Here is a 16,581-nt window from a genome sequence, read left to right on the forward strand (position 1 = left end):
ATGGTTGTGGTTACTCGCCGGATGTGGGCGGCACCGTGGCAGGGCGGGGGGCCACGCCCGTGAGCCCGGCGCGTTGGACTGCGGTTGCGCCCGTGCTGCCTGCGACCGCCGGTCGCACGCGAACCGGAATCGATTTGTAGGACGGCGTCAGACACTGTTTGTCGATGTGGCCGAGCGCGACGAGCGCCTGGCTCTCGGGATAATAGGCACCGCAACATTGCGGCGGCAGATCATAGCGGATTACGGTGAGCCCACGCACGACCCGGTCGGGATGGGCGTGCGCCAGGGCCGTCTCGACATCGACAAGATCGCCCTCCGCCAGGCCCAGCCGCGTCATGTCGGCTTCGTTCATCATCAGCACATCGCGACGCCCGAAAACGCCGCGATAGCGATCGTCCAGGCCGTAGATCGTGGTGTTGTACTGGTCGTGCGATCGCATCGTGGCGAGCCGCAAGATGTCGGGATCGTCAGTGTGCAGGTCTTCTTCAAGGTGGTCGAAGATCAGGAAGTTGGCCTTCCCGGAAGCGGTGTTCCAAATGCGTTGCTGCGCCGCGTTTGGCAGTTGGAAGCCGCCGGGCTGGCGTATCCGATCGTTGAAACCGGCAAATTCGGGATAAACCGACTCGATCTTGTCGCGGATCACGGCATAATCCGCGACCAGCCCCTCCCAATCGACATCGACCGTCGAGCCAAGCGTCGCCCGCGCAAGGCTGGCGAGAATCCAGGGTTCGGAACGGGCTTCGCCGCTTGGCGGTTTGAGAAAACCGCGCGATGCGTGGACCATCGACATCGAATCCTCGACCGTGATCGATTGCGGTCCGGTCGCCTGTTCGTCGCGTTCGGTCCGGCCGATCACCGGCAGGATATAGGTCGCCTTTCCGGTCAGCAGGTGCGTGCGGTTGAGCTTGGTCGCCAGCGACACCGCAAGATCGAGCCGACGGAAACCCTCGAAGCAGGCGGTCGGATCGGGCGCGGCGATCGCCAGATTGCCGCCGAGGCAAATAATCGCCTTTGAGGTCCCATCGCGCATCGCCGCGATCGATTCGACGACCGAGTGGCCAAACTTGCGGGGTGGCTCGAAGCCGAAGGTATCGCGAAACCGGTCGAGCATTTCCTTTGACGGGCGTTCGGTAATGCCGACGGTACGGTTGCCCTGTACGTTGGAATGGCCGCGCAGCGGGCTGATACCGGCCCGGATCCGGCCGATATTGCCCTTGAGCAGCAGAAGGTTGACGATCTGTTGTACATTGGCGGTGCCGGTACGATGCTGCGTGATGCCCATGCCGTAGCTGACGATCGCGGCTTTCGCGCTGGCATAAGCCCGCGCAATGTCCTGCAGATTCTCGTGCGTCAGCCCGCTCGAACGTTCGATGTCCGCCCACTGCGCTTGATCGAGATTGGCCACGAATTCGGCGAAGCCCGAAGTGTGACCCGCGATGAAATCATGATCCAGCACCGGCGCGAGATCGGCGGCCCGGGCGGCGCGGTCCATGTCGACCAAGGCCTTGCAGATGCCCTTCAGGGCGGCGGCATCGCCGCCGATCCGGACCTGGAAATAGGTGGTCGCAATCGGAACCGACGTCATCGTCGCCATTTCGAGCGGCTCTTGCGGAGCCTGGAAGCGTTGCAGCGCCCGTTCCTTAAACGGGTTCATGACGATGATCGTCGCACCGCGCTTTGCCGCATTGTGCAGCGATGTCATCATCCGCGGATGATTGGTGCCGGGGTTATGGCCAATCGAGAAGATGAAGTCGCAGTGCTCGAAATCCTCGAGTGTAACGGTCGCTTTGCCCACGCCGATGGCACGCGGCAGACCGACCGAGGTCGGCTCGTGACACATGTTCGAACAGTCCGGGAAATTGTTGGTCCCGAACGCGCGCGCGAACAGCTGGAAGACGAATGCCGCTTCGTTTGACGCCCGACCCGAGGTGTAGAATTCCGCCTGATCGGGATGGTCGAGCGCCCGCATTCGCGCACCGATATCCGCGAGGGCATCGTCCCAACTGACCACCTCATAATGATCGGTGGCGGGATTATACCGCAGCGGGTGCGTGATGCGCCCCTGATTTTCGAGCCAGTGGTCGGGTTGCTGCCAGAGGTCCGATACGCTGTGTTCGGCGAAGAACGTCGGATCGACCCGCTTTGCGGTCGACTCCCAGGTCACCGCCTTTGCACCATTTTCGCAAAACTCGAAGGCGGAGGTGTGTTTGGGATCGGGCCACGCGCAGCCTGGGCAATCGAAGCCGTTGGGCTGGTTGTTCTCGAGCAGCGTCTCCACGCCCTGAACAAGCACTTGCTGGCGCTTGAGCGTCTCGGCCACTGCCTTGAGAGCGCCCCAGCCGCCAGCCGGTTCGTTATAGTCGCGGATGCCATCGGGCCGTTTGTCAGTCATGCCCGCAAATTACCGCCTGGCGAAGCAGCGTCTTGGATCGCATGCGCCGAAATTGGACCGATGGCAGCCAAATTTGGGCAAGGTTGGCGGCACCGCCGAGGACCCGAAACTCTCGTATTATTGGCCGACCCGGGTTCGTTACGGCAACAGTCCGGCGATCGATGCGGCTTGGCGTCGTGTCGGTCGTGTCACGAGCGCGGGGTCGCTACACCGGGCCGTGACCCAATGCCCAAAATAGCCTTTAGGAGCTTCTCATGGTCGAATTGCGCTTTCATTCCTCGGTTCGTGTCGCGCTTGCCGCGCTATCGGTGCTGTCAGCGGTTACGGTAGCGGATGCTGCGACTGCGCCGGCCAAGCCCAAGCTGACCGAGACAATTACGTGCCGGGATTTCGTGCAGATGCGCGAGGAGTTCAAGCCGACGGTTGTCTCTTACGCGCTCGGCTACACGCACGCCAAGCAGCCGCAGCTCGATGCGGTTGATGTGGGGGGTGTTGCGCGGCTCGTGCCCGTGCTGGTCCAATCCTGCCGTGCCCGGCCGACCGAAACGCTGTTGCAAAGAATCAGTGCGTTTTTCCACCGGCTGTAACCGCGCTTGAACGATGTGCGGCGTCCGGCAGGCCTGGACGCCGCCTGCCGGGGCGCTGATCAGGATTGCGCCGCTGCGGTTCTTTTCGCCAGAATCTGCGACCACGGATTTGGCTTTGCAGCGCCGATCCGATGTAGCGTGTTGCGGTCGTGATGCAGGAAGGGCTGGTCCTGCCCGCGCACCGCCAACGTGGTCTGAATATCGTAAGACCATGAATCATCGGGATTGAAGGTGATGTCGATCCGATAGGCATCGGTGCGGAACGCATCCTCAAGGAAATCGGTCGAGCAAATGCCGTAGTTGGTTGGTCCGCGCGTTGCCGTCAGTGTGATGGTCTTGTCGCCCGGTTTGCCGTGCCCGGATGCCAGCGCGGTTTGGCCGCGCGGGATGGCGAGCGTTTGCAGGATCAGGCCGGTTGCCGGTTCCCACAGCCAGTACCCCACCTGATCGTGAAAGGTGATGTCCTCTTCCACGGTCGTGATGTGGATGTGATAGCGCAAGCCGTAGAACAATTGCGGTCCATTGGCCTGCGGGTCGATCGGCTCGAACACGATGTGCTCGATAAACGTACGCTGTTCGGGACCCGCCGGTTTCGGCGCGGTATCGGATCCCTTGGTCGCCCGCCATGTGCCCGCAAGGGGACGGAGCGGACCCAGGTTTGCCAGGGTGTCCGGATCGACATCGCTCGGCTCGGTGAAGATGTCGCGGGGAAACGGATTCACGCAAGGGTCTCCTACAAAGGGGGAAGAGGGCGCTCGATCGCAACGCTTTTTAGGCTGGTCGCGGCGATTTGCCACCGCAATCGAGGGTGCGCAGCATCTTCCTTCGCCAGGGAGCGACCGCCCGGAATACCGCGCGTGCGGCCCCCCGGGCAGTCCCCTTAACGTTCGCGAAGCGGATCCTACAGAATGCTGCCCTCGTGCACCATTTCGAACAGCTGCGCATTCTTGCTGTAATCGACATTGACGCCGATCAGCACGGGCCCCGGGGTGTCGAAGGCCTGGTGAAGTGCAGGCGCGATCGCGTCAGGGCCGGCGACCTGTATGCCCTTCGCGCCAAACGCCTCGGCATATTTCACGACATCGATCGGCCCAAGGTCCGTGCCCGAATGGCGACCGTATTTCAGCTCCTCCTGCGCGGCGACCATGTTGTAGCTGCCGTCGATCCAGATCATGTGGACAAGGTTCGATTTCAGTCGCACCGCGGTTTCCAATTCCATGCCGGAAAACAGAAATCCGCCGTCTCCCGAGACCGACAGCACTTTCTCGCTCGGACGAACGATGCTGGCGGCGATACCCCACGGCAGTGCCACGCCCAGGGTTTGCTGACCATTGGAGATCAACACCTGACGTGCGCGAAAGCTGGTGAGATAACGCGACAGATACAGGCTGAACGACCCCATGTCCGAGCAGAGCGTAACGTCGGGCGTGAGCATCTTCTGGAGTTCGGCGATAATGCGCAGTGGATGGACGGGCGTCCCGCCTTGCGCGGCAGCTTCGGTGAGCAGTTGGACGCGGTCTGCGGCGATCACCTCGAGCAACGTCGCGGCTTTTGCGGAAGGTGCCTTGCGCGTAAGCTGCGGGGTCAGCCGGGTCAGGCTGGCCTCGATATCGCCGATGACCTCGACGGAGGGGTTATAGGCGTTCTCGATCTGCGCCGGGACGACGTCGATATGGACGATCGGCCGATCCGATCCCTGGTTCCAGATCGATGGCCAATATTCGACCGCATCGTAGCCGATCGTGACGACCAGGTCGGCGGACTCAAGCAAGGTGTCGGCGGCCTGATTGGCGATTTGCCCGACACGCCCACCGAATACGGCGAACTCGCGTTCCGAAACCGCACCCGCCGCCTGGAACGTGCCGACGACGGGCAGCGCCGCCAGGTCGAGCAGCGCGCGGATCGCCTTTGCCGCTCTGGGCTTGCTCGCCATCAGGCCGAGCAGCACGACGGGATTGTTTGCTGCGTTGATCAGGCGCGCCGCTTCCGCCAGCGCGCCCTCGGATCCTGCGCCGTAGCCTGGCATGCCGTTCAATGCGATTGGGCGGCACGCCGCCTCGCCGGTCATGATGTCGAGCGGCAATCCGACGAACGCCGCGCCCGGACGCCCGGTCTCCGCGGCGCGGAAGGCTGCAGACAGGATTTCGGCGGTGGCGGCGGGGGAGTCGACCTCGGCTGCATATTTGGTGACGGGTTTGAGCACATCGACCGAATCCAGCGTCTGGTGCAATGCCTTGAGCCGGTCCGCCACGGCGACGGAGCCCCCCAGCGCAACGATCGGGTCGCCCTCGGAATTGGCGGTGGCGAGGCCGGTGGTGAGGTTTGCCACGCCAGGGCCCGACGTCGCGATCGCGACGCCCGCCTTGCCGGTCATCCGTCCGATCCCGCCGGCGATGAACGCGGCATTCTGCTCGTGGCGGCACACCACCGTCTGAATCGACGAATCGACCAGCCGGTCGAACACCTTGTCGATCTTGGCACCGGGCACGCCAAACACATGCGTGGTGCCACGCTGTTCGAGCGTTTCAACGACGATGTCGGCGCCGGTACGCGGCCGTGTGCTTGTCTGCGTCATGACAATGTCCCATTCGGTTTGGAGGGTGATTTGGTCGGCTCGCCCTCCGCAGCGGCAATCTTCTGCGGCAGGTCGCTGTCGTCGAGATTGGAGCCGAGAAAGGCGTCGGTTTCGGGCAACTCGATGTGGAGACCGTGCATTGTGCAAGTTTGCGCGGTCGCGTCGCTGATCTGGAAATCCAGCACATGGCCGCCCGACCTACGATCGGCGGTCAGAAAATGCAGGTGAAAGCCCGGCACGCCGAGGGTTCCCGCAAAGGTCGGCGTGCGAAAGCCCGCCAGCGTGCCCGCAACATTGGTGAGAACGGTTTCGGCTTGCCCCTTTGTCGCATCCTGCAGGGGCGGGAAGGGCCGGTGTTGTTCGCGCACGGTCCTGGTCGTCACGCTTGCAAACTGCCCGTCGACACGGATCGCCGTAAACAGATTGGCTTCGGTCAGCGCCGTCAGGCGGTCGAGCAGGTCGGCCTTTGCGATATCGGCCACGGGCAGGCTGCGCTCGGGTTTGAAGAAGGTGACAACCGCGAACGGTGTCTTCTGATCGTCCGTAACGGGCCGCGCCGAACCGTCCGAACGGAGCTGGTAGAACACGCCGTCGAAGCCCACCATCTCGCCGTCGAGATCGTTGAACGTGCCAAGGCCGAAGTCCCCATGCCGATGCAGTTCGCCATAGGTCGTCAGCCCTTCGTAGACACCCTCGACCAGCGCCGACATCAGCGATGTCTGGTACAATTCGCCGGATTTCGCATCCGCCGCGCGTCCGCCGGCGATCGCAGCCGCCCCGATCATCCCCAGCGCTGAGTCCGTCATCACTGCATCTCCTTGCGGCGTTCGGTTTCAAGGCTTTGGAAAACCGTGCCGATCGAGCGGCTTGCTACAAAGTCGCGCCTTTCCAGGCACTCATACAAAGGTTGCGCCCTCCCGCCGGGGCGTCGGCAACCGACACCATCGTATGATTCAGCGGCGGCAGGGCGCTGCTAGACCACTCGCCTGATCTTCTGCCGAGGGAAAGAGCATGTCCGTCGAAAGCAAATGCCCCATGAGCGGCGGTGCGGTGTCCGGCAACGCCGTGCTGTTCGACATGACCGACCGGCTCTGGTGGCCGAACCGTCTCGACTTGGCCGTGCTCAACCAGAATGCGCCGCAGCCGACGCCGCTGGGGGATGCGTTCGATTATGCGAGCGAGTTTGCAACGCTCGACCTCGCGGCGGTCAAGCGCGACATCGTCGCGCTAATGACCGAATCGCAGAGCTGGTGGCCTGCCGATTATGGCCATTACGGTCCGCTGTTCATCCGCATGTCGTGGCACGGGGCCGGCACCTATCGCATCGGCGACGGGCGCGGCGGGGCGGGGCAGGGCGCGCAACGCTTCGCGCCGCTCAACAGCTGGCCCGACAACGCCAATCTCGACAAGGCGCGGCTGCTGGTGTGGACGATCAAGCAGAAATACGGACGAAAACTCAGTTGGGCGGACCTTTTGGTGTTGACCGGAACCTGCGCCATTGAAGCTATGGGGCTGAAGACCGTCGGCTTTGGCGGCGGTCGCATCGATATCTGGGAGCCGCAGAACGACACCTATTGGGGGCCGGAGCGGGTCTGGCTTGGCGGCGACAAGCGCTACAGCGGCGATCGCGAGCTTCAGGAGCCGCTGGCGTCGAGCCAGATGGGGCTGATCTACGTGAACCCCGAAGGGCCCGATGGCATTCCCGACCCCGTCGCCGCCATCCGCGACATTCGCGAGACCTTCACCCGCATGGCGATGAACGATGCGGAAACCGTGGCTCTGATCGCGGGCGGCCACACCTTCGGCAAGAATCACGGTGCCGCGCCGCCCAAGGAGTATGTCGGGCCCGAACCCGAGGGAGCGCCGATCGAGCAATTGGGGCTGGGCTGGAAGAACAGTTTTGGAACGGGCAACGGCGCGGCGACGATCACCGGCGGGCTGGAAGGGGCGTGGACGAGCGATCCCATCCGCTGGGACAATGGTTATTTTTCCAACCTGTTCGGCTATGAATGGGAGCTAACCGCCAGTCCGGCCGGCGCGCATCAATGGACGCCGATCAACCCGGAGGCGCAGGGTACCGTGCCCGACGCACACGATCCGTCCAAACGCCATGCGCCGATCATGCAGACGACCGATATCGCGCTCCTGCACGACCCCTCCTATGCAAAGATCGCGCGGCATTATTACGAAAATCCCGCCGAATTCGGTCACGCCTTTGCCGAAGCCTGGTACAAGCTCACCCATCGCGACATGGGGCCGCATCCGCGCTTGCTTGGCCCCGACGTTCCGGCGGAGCCGCGGCTATGGCAGGACCCGGTTCCGGTTTGCGACCACCCGCTGATCGATGCGGCCGATATCGCGGCGCTCAAGATCGAAATCCTGGCCTCGGGGTTGACCACGGCCCGGCTGGTGGCGACCGCTTGGGCGTCGGCCTCGACCTATCGCAATTCCGACAAGCGTGGCGGCGCGAACGGGGCTCGAATCCGGCTTGCGCCGCAAAAGGATTGGCCGGTCAATGAGCCCGAACACCTCGCCATGGCGCTGGCCGCGCTTGAACACGTCCAGCAGGCCTTCAACGCATCGGCACCTGGCGGCAAGCGGGTATCGCTCGCCGATCTGATTGTGCTGGGCGGCGCGGCTGCGATCGAGGATGCTGCCCGTCGAGCCGGCTATACGCTGGAAGTGCCGTTTACGCCGGGCCGGATGGATGCCGCGCAGGACGACACCGACGTCCAGTCCTTTGCCTATCTCGAGCCCAAGGTCGATGGTTTCCGCAATTATGTCGGAGCCACGCTGCCGTGGTCGCAGGAAGAAATGCTGGTCGATCGCGCGGATTTGCTGAAACTCACCGCGCCGGAAATGACCGCGCTGGTGGGCGGACTGCGCGTGCTCGGCGCGAATGTCGATCAGTCGACCCACGGCGTGTTCACCGACCGTCCCGGCGTGTTGACCAACGACTTCTTCGTCAATCTGCTGGCGTCGAGCTTGCGCATGACGTGGACGCCCGCGACCGAAGCCGACGTGTTTCAGGCGCATGACCGCGCGACGGGCGCAGTGACATGGACCGCGACGCGCGTCGATTTGATCTTTGGATCGAACGCGCAATTGCGCGCGATTGCCGAGGCCTATGCAACCGACGATTCGGGTCTGCTCTTTGTCCATGCTTTTGTCGCGGCGTGGAGCAAGGTGATGGACCTCGATCGCTTCGATCTCGCATGAGGGCCAGCCGCGCAGGCTTGGCGGTCCTTGCCTTTGCCGGGCTCGGTCTGGCCGGGGCCGCCGATCCGGGATGCGCCCAGACCCTCCCCTCGGCCGCCCAGAACGGCGGCGAGAATGGCGAGGCGGCGCGCCGCTCCGAGCGGGCATTGACCGTGACGCTGACCTATACCAGCGATGCCAACGCCGATGTCTCGGGTGGCGCGCGAACGGGAAGCGCGTATCTCCAGCGGATCGGTCTGATCGGCGACGCGGACTTGGCGCACGCGATCGGCTGGAACGGTGCCACCGCGCATATCAGTTTCCAATCTATCGTCGGAACCGGGCTGTCGGCCAGCCGGGTCGGCAATTTGCTGACGGTGAGCGGCATCGAGGCCCCCCCGGCGCTTCGCCTGTTCAATGTGTGGGTAGAACAAAAGGTGGGCAGCGCGACGTCGGTCCGCGTCGGCCAATTTTCCGCCGGGCAGGAATTCTCGATCAGCCCCACGGCAAATCTGTTCGTCAATTCGACCTTTGGCTGGCCAGGCAGTTTCGCGACCGACTTGCCCGGTGGCGGCCCCGCTTATCCCATATCGGTGCCCGGTGCGCGGCTGGCGACCACCTTCGATGGAGGCAAGACCACCGCGCGTATCGCGGTGTTCACGGGCAACCCGCCGGGGCGGGATGTGCACGGTTTTGCTGGCTGGCGCTTCGACCAGCCGCCGCTCGCGATCGCGGAGGTGGCGCGGTCGGCGGGCGGGGATGATCCGGCCTGGACCTTTGTGCTGGGCGGCTGGGCAAGCTTCGATCGCTTCGCCGATCTGCGATCCCCGACCGGGCGGCTACTGCGCGGGGATCAGGCTGTATATGTCATCGGCGACGCGCGGCTCTGGCGACGGGCCGGGCGCAGCCTCCGCGGCTTCGCCCGCTTCAGCGCATCGCCCGCAAACCGGAACCTGATTGGCGTGTATGGAGACGTCGGCGCATCGCTGACCGGCCTAATTGCCGCACGCCCAAAAGACGTCATGGGGCTGGCGATCGCAGTCGCCGGCCTATCGCCGATGACGCCCGCGATTCCCGGGCCCATTGCCTCGCCGCCTCCGGAAATGGCGATCGAGGCAAGTTATCAGGCAAATTTCGGCAAGGGGTTCTCTTTGCAGCCCAATGCCCAGTTGATCCTCAACCCCTATAACGCGAACACGGCCACGTCACAGCGGCGCGCTATCGTGATCGGCCTGCGCACGGCCTTCCGTCTCTGAGCGACGTGTCTCGGCAATCGCGCCAAGCGGATTCGCTTCAACTCAACCCGCCGCCCAGAACGCGGTACAGGGTGACGAGATTGGTGGCGCGCGCGAGCCGCGTCGTCACCAGATCCCGCCGGGCGCTGTAGGCGGTGCGCTGTGCGTCGAGCGATGTCAGGAAGGAATCGACCCCTGCGCGATATCGTGCGTCGGACAGCCGCGCCGATATCTCAGCCGCCGATGCCCGTCGCGTCCGGGCGCCGATCTGGGCGTCGATCGTGCCGCGCGTCGCCAACGCGTCGGCGACCTCGCGGAACGCGGTCTGCAGGGTCTTTTCATAGGTGGCGACTGCGCCCTGTTGCTGGGCCCGTGCCAGATCCAGATTGCCCTTGCGGCGACCGAAATCGAAGATCGGCAGGGTCGCGCCGGGTGCCACCGACCAGCTCTGGCTGTTGGCCCCGAACAGCCCGCTGAGCGCGGAGCTCACCGTGCCAAAGCTGGTGGTCAGCGAGATTGTCGGGAACATGGCAGCGCGCGCCGCGCCGATATTGGCATTTTGCGCAATCAGTTGATGTTCGGCCTGCAGCACGTCGGGACGGCGCAGCAATACCGAGGACTGGAGGTCGCCCGGCAGCGCGTTCAAGGTCCGGTCGGTGTCTCCCAGCCCTTGCGGCAGCAGCGTCTCGGGCGTCGGGGCCCCGACCAGCAGATCCAGCGCGTTGTGATCCTGCGCGATTTGCGCCCGCAGCGTCGCGATGTCATTCGCGGCGGATTCGTAATTGGTCTCGGCCTGGCGTGCGGCCAGTTCGGACTGCGTGCCGATCCGGAATTGCGCCCGCGTGAGTTGCAGCGACTGATCGTAGCTCGCCAGCGTCTCCTGCGCGACCGCGAGCAAATCCTGATCCGCCGCCAGCGTCAGATAGGCCGACGCGATCTCCGAGATGAGGCTGATCCGGGTGGCGCGCTGCGCTTCTTCGGTCGCGAAATAGCTTTGCAGCGCGCTTTCGCTGAGATTGCGCAGGCGACCCCACAGATCGAGCTCGAACGACGAAATGCCGACATTGCCGGAATAGACTTCAACGGTCGAATTGGAGGCCGCACTTGAGCCCGATCCACCGCTGGAGGCCGCTGCTGCCGTACCGTTGGAGATCGTCGCCGAGGCACCCAGGTTGACCGTCGGCAACAGGTCGGCGCGCTGCACCCGATATTGTGCCCGCGCTTGCAGGACGTTTGCTGCTGCCAGCCGCAAATCGCGGTTGTTGGCGAGGCCCAGCGCGATGACCTCGCGCAGTTTGGCGTCGGTGAAGAAGGTTTGCCATCCGATTTTTGAAATATCTGCGGCATCGCTGGACGCGGCGGGATACGCCCCTCCCGTCGGCAAAGCGGCGGGCACCGCGCCCTGCGGCCGGACATAACCCGGTGCGAGATTGCATCCGGCGAGCGCGGCACTGGCCAGCAGCGCGGCTGCAATGCGGATCGTGCTGGTCATGGTCAGGCTCCTTGCGGCGCGGAATTGGAGGCGGATGGATCGGTGGGCGTGGTGGCGGCCTCCTGTGTCTTGCCTCGCGCAAACAGGCTGCGCACGACCACGAAGAACATCGGGATGAAGAAGATGCCGAGAACGGTGGCGCTCAACATACCGCCGACGACCGCACGGCCGATGGCATTTTGCCCGCCTGCGCCGGCACCAGTCGAGATGGCGAGCGGCATCACCCCGAAGATGAAGGCGAGGCTGGTCATGAGGATCGGACGCAACCGCATCCTCGCCGCGACGATGGCGGCATCGAAGGCCGTCATGCCCTCCCGCATCCGTTCTTCGGCAAATTCCACGATCAGGATCGCATTCTTTGCCGACACGCCGATCGTGGTGATCAAGCCGACTTGCAGATAGATGTCGTTGTTCAGCCCGGTCAGCATCGCGGCCAGCAACGCGCCGACCACGCCCAGCGGCACGACCAACAGCACCGAAATCGGCACCGACCAGCTTTCGTACAGCGCGGCAAGGCACAGGAACACGATCAGTAGCGACAATCCATAGAGCGCCGGAGCCTGACCGCCCGAGAGCTTTTCCTCATAGGACAAGCCCGTCCATTCGAGCGCCGTCCCCGGCGGCAGCTTGGCGTGAAGCTCCTGCATCGCGGCCAGCGCGGCACCCGTGCTGAGTCCCGGGGCCGAGCCACCCTGCAATTCCATCGCTGGCTGGCCGTTATAGCGGGTCAACTGAACGGGGGCCTGGGTCCAGGACAGCGTGGTAAAGGCGCTGTAGGGTACCATGTCGCCATTGCCGCCACGGATATAATATTTGTCGAGGTCTTCGGGCTTCAGTCGGAAGGGCGCATCGGCCTGGACAAAGACACGCTTTACGCGCCCGCGATCGATGAAATCGTTGACATAGGCGCTGCCCCACGCGGTCGAGATCGTGGAATTGACTTGCGACAGATCAAGCCCCAGCGCACGCGCCTTGTCCTGATCGACATTGATCTTGAGTTGCGGCGCGTCCTCCAGCGACATCGGCCGAACCTGGGCCAGGCGCTTGTCCTGCATCGCCATGCCGAGCAGCATGTTGCGCATTTGGACCAGTTTCTCATGACCCATGCCGACCTGGTCGACCAGTTGGAGATCGAACCCGGTCGCGTTTCCGAGTTCCTGCACGGCGGGCGGCACGATCGCGAAGATCATTGCGTCGTGGAATTGCGAGAACGCCCCCATCGCGCGCCCGGCGATCGCCTGCGCCTTGTTGGCTGCACCTGAGCGCGCGTCCCAGTCCTTCAATTTGACGAAGGCGAGACCGGCATTCTGGCCCTGTCCGGCAAAGCTGAAGCCGCTGATCGTGAAGACGCCCTCGACATCGGCTTTTTCCTTGGTGAGGAAATAGTCGCGCACCTGCTCCAGCGCTTCGTTGGTGCGCGCGGTGGTTGCGCCCGACGGGCCCTGCACCAGCGCGATGACCGAGCCCTGATCCTCATCGGGGAGGAAGCCGGTTGGCAAGCGCACGAACAACAGTGCCATCCCGATCGCGATCAGCGCGAAAACGGTCAATGACCGTCCCCACCGGCGCGCGGTGCTGCGAGTGCCGCTTTCGTATTTCGCTGCGCCGCGGTCGAACATCGTGTTGAACCAGCGGAAAAAGCGCGAAAGGGGGCCGTTGCCTTCCAATTTGCTTGGATCGTGCGGCTTCAGGATGGTCGCGCACAAAGCCGGTGTCAGGATCAAGGCGACCAGGACGGACAAGACCATGGCCGACACGATGGTAATCGAGAACTGACGGTAAATGACGCCGGTGGAGCCCCCGAAGAACGCCATTGGCAGGAACACAGCGGACAGGACCAGCGCGATGCCGACCAGCGCGCTGCTGATTTCGTCCATCGATTTGCGCGCGGCTTCCTTCGGCGACAGATGTTCGGTCGTGATGAGTCGCTCGACATTCTCGACCACGACGATCGCGTCGTCGACCAGCAGGCCGATCGCGAGCACCATGCCAAAGAGCGTCAGCGTGTTGATCGAATAGCCTGCGACCGCCAGCACCCCGAAGGTACCCAGCAAAACCACCGGCACCGCGATCGTCGGGATCAGCGTTGCGCGCCAGTTTTGCAGGAACAGGAACATGACGAAGAAGACGAGGACGACCGCCTCGATCAGCGTGTGGATGACCTGTTCGATCGACAGCCGGACGAAGGGCGTGGAGTCGTAGGGATAGATGACCTTCACATCGGACGGAAAGGTCTTGGAAAGCTCCGCGACGCGGGACTTGACGGCTTCGACGGTCGCCAGCGCATTCGCACCCGGTGCCAGCTTGATGCCGATGCCTGATGCGGGTTGGCCGTTATACCGTGTGTTGAAGCCGTAATCAGCAGCACCGAGTTCAACCCGTGCCACATCGCGCAAGCGCACGACCGCGCCTGCCGTATCGGTTTTCAAGCGGATATCGCCGAACTGCTCGGGCGTCTGCAATCGCGACTGGATCGAAACGGTGGCGTTGAGCATCTGATTGGCGGGTGCAGGTTGCGCACCCAATTGACCCGCAGAAACCTGTGCGTTCTGCGCCTGCAACGCGGCGGTCACGTCGGCGACGGTGAGTTGATAGCCGTTGAGCTTGAGCGGATCGATCCAGACCCGCATTGCATATTGCGCGCCGAACAATTCTGTATCGCCGACGCCGTTAACGCGGCTGAGCGGATCCTGGACGTGCGAGGCAAGAATATCGGCAAGGTCCGACGCGCTGTGACGGCCGCCCTCCGAATAAACGCCGAGGATGAGCAGGAAGTTGGAGGTCGCCTTGGCGACCTGAATGCCTTGCTGCTGGACTTCCTGCGGCAAGAGCGGGGTCGCTGCCTGCAGCTTGTTCTGCACCTGCACCTGCGCGATGTCGGGGTCGGTGCCTTGCTCGAACGTCAGCGTGATCGACACCGTGCCGGCTGAACTCGACGATGACGAGAAATAGCGAAGGTGATCGATCCCCTTCATCTGCTGTTCGATGATCTGGGTCGTCGTGTTTTCAAGCGTTTGCGCATCGGCACCGGGATAGGTCGCGGTGATGCTGACCGAAGGCGGTGCGATCGAGGGAAACTGCGCGATCGGCAAGCTACGGATGCCGATCAAGCCGGCGACCATCAAGATGATCGCGATGACCCAGGCAAAAATGGGCCGATCGATAAAGAAACGCGACATGGGGGTTACTGTCCCTTGCCAGCAGCGGCGGCTGCGGGGGCCTTCGGGGTCCAGCGAACCGGTTTGACCGGCATGCCTGGCTGCAGGTTCTGCGCCCCTTCGACGATCACCCGATCCCCGCGCGCAAGCCCCGCGGTCACCAGCCAATTCTCGCCGATCGTGCGTGGGGCGGTCAGCGTGCGGGGCTGGATCTTGTCCCCGGCTCCGACGACCATCACCACGGCGTTACCCTTTTCGTCGCGGCTGACCGCCCGCTGCGGGACGAGCAGCGCGTTGGCTTGCGTCCCTTCGACGAACTGGGCGGTGACGTACATGCCCGGCAGCAGCAGTCGGTTGGGATTGGCGAATTCCGCGCGGATCGTCTGGCTGCCCGTCGCGGGATCGACCGTGACATCGGCGAACTTCACGACGCCCTCGATGGGATAGATCGTGCCGTCCTCAAGCTTCAGCCGAAGCCGTGCAGTACCTCGCGTAAGACTGCCCGCCAGCAGTTTCTGGCGCAGCCGGAGTTGATCGGCGCTCGATTGCGTGATGTCGACATAGATTGGGTCTAGCCGCTGGATCGTGCTGAGCGCGGTCGCCTGCGACGCGGTGACCAGCCCCCCCCGTCGTGACCGCCGAGCGGCCGATGCGACCTCTGATCGGAGCCCGTACCGTCGTCCGCGCAAGGTCGATTTCGGCAGTACGGAGTGCGGCCTCCTGCGCGGCGACATCGGCGCGCGCCTGTTGCGCGCTGGTGACGGCATTGTCGTAATCTTGCTTGGCAATGGCATTGATCTTGACCAGCTCGCCATAGCGGCGCGCCAGCGCGTCGTTCGAGGCGATCGCTGCGCGTGCCTTTGCCAGCGCGGCGCGCGCGCTTGCGACGGTTGCCTGATAGGGTTGCGCATCGATCCGATAGAGCGGCTGGCCCGCGCGGACCTCGTCGCCCTCGGTAAACAAGCGCGCGGTAATCAACCCGTTGACCTGCGGACGGACGTCCGAGGTTTCATAAGCGGCAGTGCGCCCGGCGAGCTCGGTGCTCAGCGTGACTGACTGCGGTTCCACCGTGACAAAGCCGACTTGCGGCGGGCCGGCGGCTGGCGCTTGGGGCTGGCCGTTGGAGCAGCCGGCCAGGAGGGCTACGGTGAGGACCGCGACGGAGCAAGGTTTGCGCACGCTTTCTTCCAATGTATAAGTGTGAGCGATCGATCACTCACATTTCCGCCGAGCCGGTAGCTTTGCGAATTTGAAATGACAAGCCTAATCATAGGAGGATTATGCCGACCACCCGAAAATCTGCCGATAAAGTTATGAAAAAGCGGGATTCTCGCGCGGAAGATCGGCGAGCGCGAATCTTGTCAGCGGCGCGTCAGCTCTTCACTCAATATGGCTTCCACGCCTCCGGCGTGGCGCGTATCGCCGCCGACTCGGGGGTTAAGGTCGGGCAGCTTTATCGCGATTTTGCCTGCAAGGAGGATATTGTCGCCGAGCTGGTGCGGGCCGATGTCGTCGAGTTTTTGGATGAGCCGGCGCTTCGTGCGGCGGTCGAGGCGCGCGATTTCGCGCTGGTCCGTGCGTGGATCGCGCGGTTCCTGGAAGAGGATCCGAACGATCCGGGCTCGTACGCGCTGTTCGCGGAGATGTTTGCCGAAGCAACGCGGAACGATCGTGTCGGGGACATCATGCGCGAGGTCGACGCCCTCGTCCGCGGCAATATCCTCAGCGCGCTCGACGCTTTGGCACCGGGCGAGGAGCGGGCCGCACGGCGCAGCGAGTTGGCGGATTTCATCCTCGCGGTCGGCCACGGCGTGTTGTTTCGCCGAATTTCGGATCCAGACGTCCATCACGCGGAGCTTTCCCGCTATATCGGGCAGCTGATCGACAGCGAACTGGCCAAAATTATGCAGGATCCCCCAGTGAACCCGACGCGCTGAGCGCGGT

At 63.7% G+C, this 16,581-nt stretch carries 10 protein-coding genes and 1 pseudogene; 4 read left to right on the top strand and 7 right to left on the bottom strand.

Features of this window, described 5'->3' with window-relative positions:
- Window positions 1-10: 10 nt before the first annotated feature.
- On the bottom strand, window positions 11-2,392 hold the full coding sequence (locus tag ACP7BY_RS09080; protein ID WP_426288044.1) for an FdhF/YdeP family oxidoreductase: 2,382 nt from the start codon (window positions 2,390-2,392) through the stop codon (window positions 11-13).
- A gap of 254 nt (window positions 2,393-2,646) precedes the next feature.
- Between ACP7BY_RS09080 and ACP7BY_RS09085 the strand changes: the two genes are divergently transcribed.
- The gene (locus tag ACP7BY_RS09085; protein WP_081988666.1) at window positions 2,647-2,979 is read left to right on the top strand and encodes an HdeA/HdeB family chaperone; all 333 of its coding nucleotides are present in this window, start codon (window positions 2,647-2,649) and stop codon (window positions 2,977-2,979) included.
- A gap of 59 nt (window positions 2,980-3,038) precedes the next feature.
- On the opposite strand, the gene ACP7BY_RS09090 is transcribed toward ACP7BY_RS09085, so the two are convergent.
- From ACP7BY_RS09090 to budA, 3 genes are all read right to left on the bottom strand, one after another.
- On the bottom strand, window positions 3,039-3,701 hold the full coding sequence (locus ACP7BY_RS09090) for an FABP family protein (protein WP_137902369.1): 663 nt from the start codon (window positions 3,699-3,701) through the stop codon (window positions 3,039-3,041).
- A 179-nt stretch (window positions 3,702-3,880) separates the two neighbouring features.
- Window positions 3,881-5,554: an acetolactate synthase AlsS gene (alsS, locus tag ACP7BY_RS09095; protein ID WP_033964484.1), complete on the bottom strand. Its 1,674-nt coding sequence runs from the start codon at window positions 5,552-5,554 to the stop codon at window positions 3,881-3,883.
- On the bottom strand, window positions 5,551-6,360 hold the full coding sequence (gene budA, locus ACP7BY_RS09100) for an acetolactate decarboxylase (RefSeq protein ID WP_052192277.1): 810 nt from the start codon (window positions 6,358-6,360) through the stop codon (window positions 5,551-5,553). The genes alsS and budA overlap by 4 nt, the downstream gene beginning before the upstream one ends.
- A gap of 205 nt (window positions 6,361-6,565) precedes the next feature.
- Between budA and katG the strand changes: the two genes are divergently transcribed.
- Window positions 6,566-8,773, top strand: coding sequence for a catalase/peroxidase HPI (gene katG / locus ACP7BY_RS09105; protein ID WP_033964485.1), 2,208 nt, complete (start codon window positions 6,566-6,568; stop codon window positions 8,771-8,773).
- On the top strand, window positions 8,770-10,008 hold the full coding sequence (locus ACP7BY_RS09110) for a carbohydrate porin (RefSeq protein ID WP_052192278.1): 1,239 nt from the start codon (window positions 8,770-8,772) through the stop codon (window positions 10,006-10,008). Before katG ends, ACP7BY_RS09110 begins: the two co-directional genes overlap by 4 nt.
- Window positions 10,009-10,045: 37 nt before the next feature.
- Here the strand turns inward: ACP7BY_RS09110 and ACP7BY_RS09115 are convergent, their stop codons facing one another.
- The 3 genes and pseudogenes from ACP7BY_RS09115 to ACP7BY_RS09125 all read right to left on the bottom strand — a co-directional run bounded on the left by ACP7BY_RS09115 (window position 10,046) and on the right by ACP7BY_RS09125 (window position 15,816).
- A complete protein-coding gene (locus tag ACP7BY_RS09115; protein WP_137902367.1) occupies window positions 10,046-11,479 on the bottom strand; it encodes an efflux transporter outer membrane subunit in 1,434 nt (477 codons plus the stop codon).
- A 2-nt stretch (window positions 11,480-11,481) separates the two neighbouring features.
- Window positions 11,482-14,658: an efflux RND transporter permease subunit gene (locus ACP7BY_RS09120; RefSeq protein ID WP_033964486.1), complete on the bottom strand. Its 3,177-nt coding sequence runs from the start codon at window positions 14,656-14,658 to the stop codon at window positions 11,482-11,484.
- Between the two features lie 5 nt (window positions 14,659-14,663).
- Window positions 14,664-15,816, bottom strand: a pseudogene (locus ACP7BY_RS09125) (efflux RND transporter periplasmic adaptor subunit).
- Between the two features lie 101 nt (window positions 15,817-15,917).
- Here ACP7BY_RS09125 and ACP7BY_RS09130 point away from each other — a divergent pair.
- Window positions 15,918-16,574, top strand: a complete 657-nt coding sequence (locus ACP7BY_RS09130) for a TetR/AcrR family transcriptional regulator (RefSeq protein WP_052192279.1) — start codon at window positions 15,918-15,920, stop codon at window positions 16,572-16,574.
- Window positions 16,575-16,581 lie beyond the last annotated feature (7 nt).

The organism is Sphingomonas sp. PSPC2-2 (assembly GCF_049897725.1).
Lineage (GTDB): Bacteria > Pseudomonadota > Alphaproteobacteria > Sphingomonadales > Sphingomonadaceae > Sphingomonas.

Coding starts and splice junctions, on each gene's coding strand:
- alsS (WP_033964484.1), bottom strand. CDS start 5,554: ATGACGCAGACAAGCACACGGCCGCGTACCGGCGCCGACATCGTCGTT.
- katG (WP_033964485.1), top strand. CDS start 6,566: ATGTCCGTCGAAAGCAAATGCCCCATGAGCGGCGGTGCGGTGTCCGGC.
- ACP7BY_RS09115 (WP_137902367.1), bottom strand. CDS start 11,479: ATGACCAGCACGATCCGCATTGCAGCCGCGCTGCTGGCCAGTGCCGCG.
- ACP7BY_RS09085 (WP_081988666.1), top strand. CDS start 2,647: ATGGTCGAATTGCGCTTTCATTCCTCGGTTCGTGTCGCGCTTGCCGCG.
- ACP7BY_RS09120 (WP_033964486.1), bottom strand. CDS start 14,658: ATGTCGCGTTTCTTTATCGATCGGCCCATTTTTGCCTGGGTCATCGCG.
- budA (WP_052192277.1), bottom strand. CDS start 6,360: ATGACGGACTCAGCGCTGGGGATGATCGGGGCGGCTGCGATCGCCGGC.
- ACP7BY_RS09080 (WP_426288044.1), bottom strand. CDS start 2,392: ATGACTGACAAACGGCCCGATGGCATCCGCGACTATAACGAACCGGCT.
- ACP7BY_RS09110 (WP_052192278.1), top strand. CDS start 8,770: ATGAGGGCCAGCCGCGCAGGCTTGGCGGTCCTTGCCTTTGCCGGGCTC.
- ACP7BY_RS09130 (WP_052192279.1), top strand. CDS start 15,918: ATGCCGACCACCCGAAAATCTGCCGATAAAGTTATGAAAAAGCGGGAT.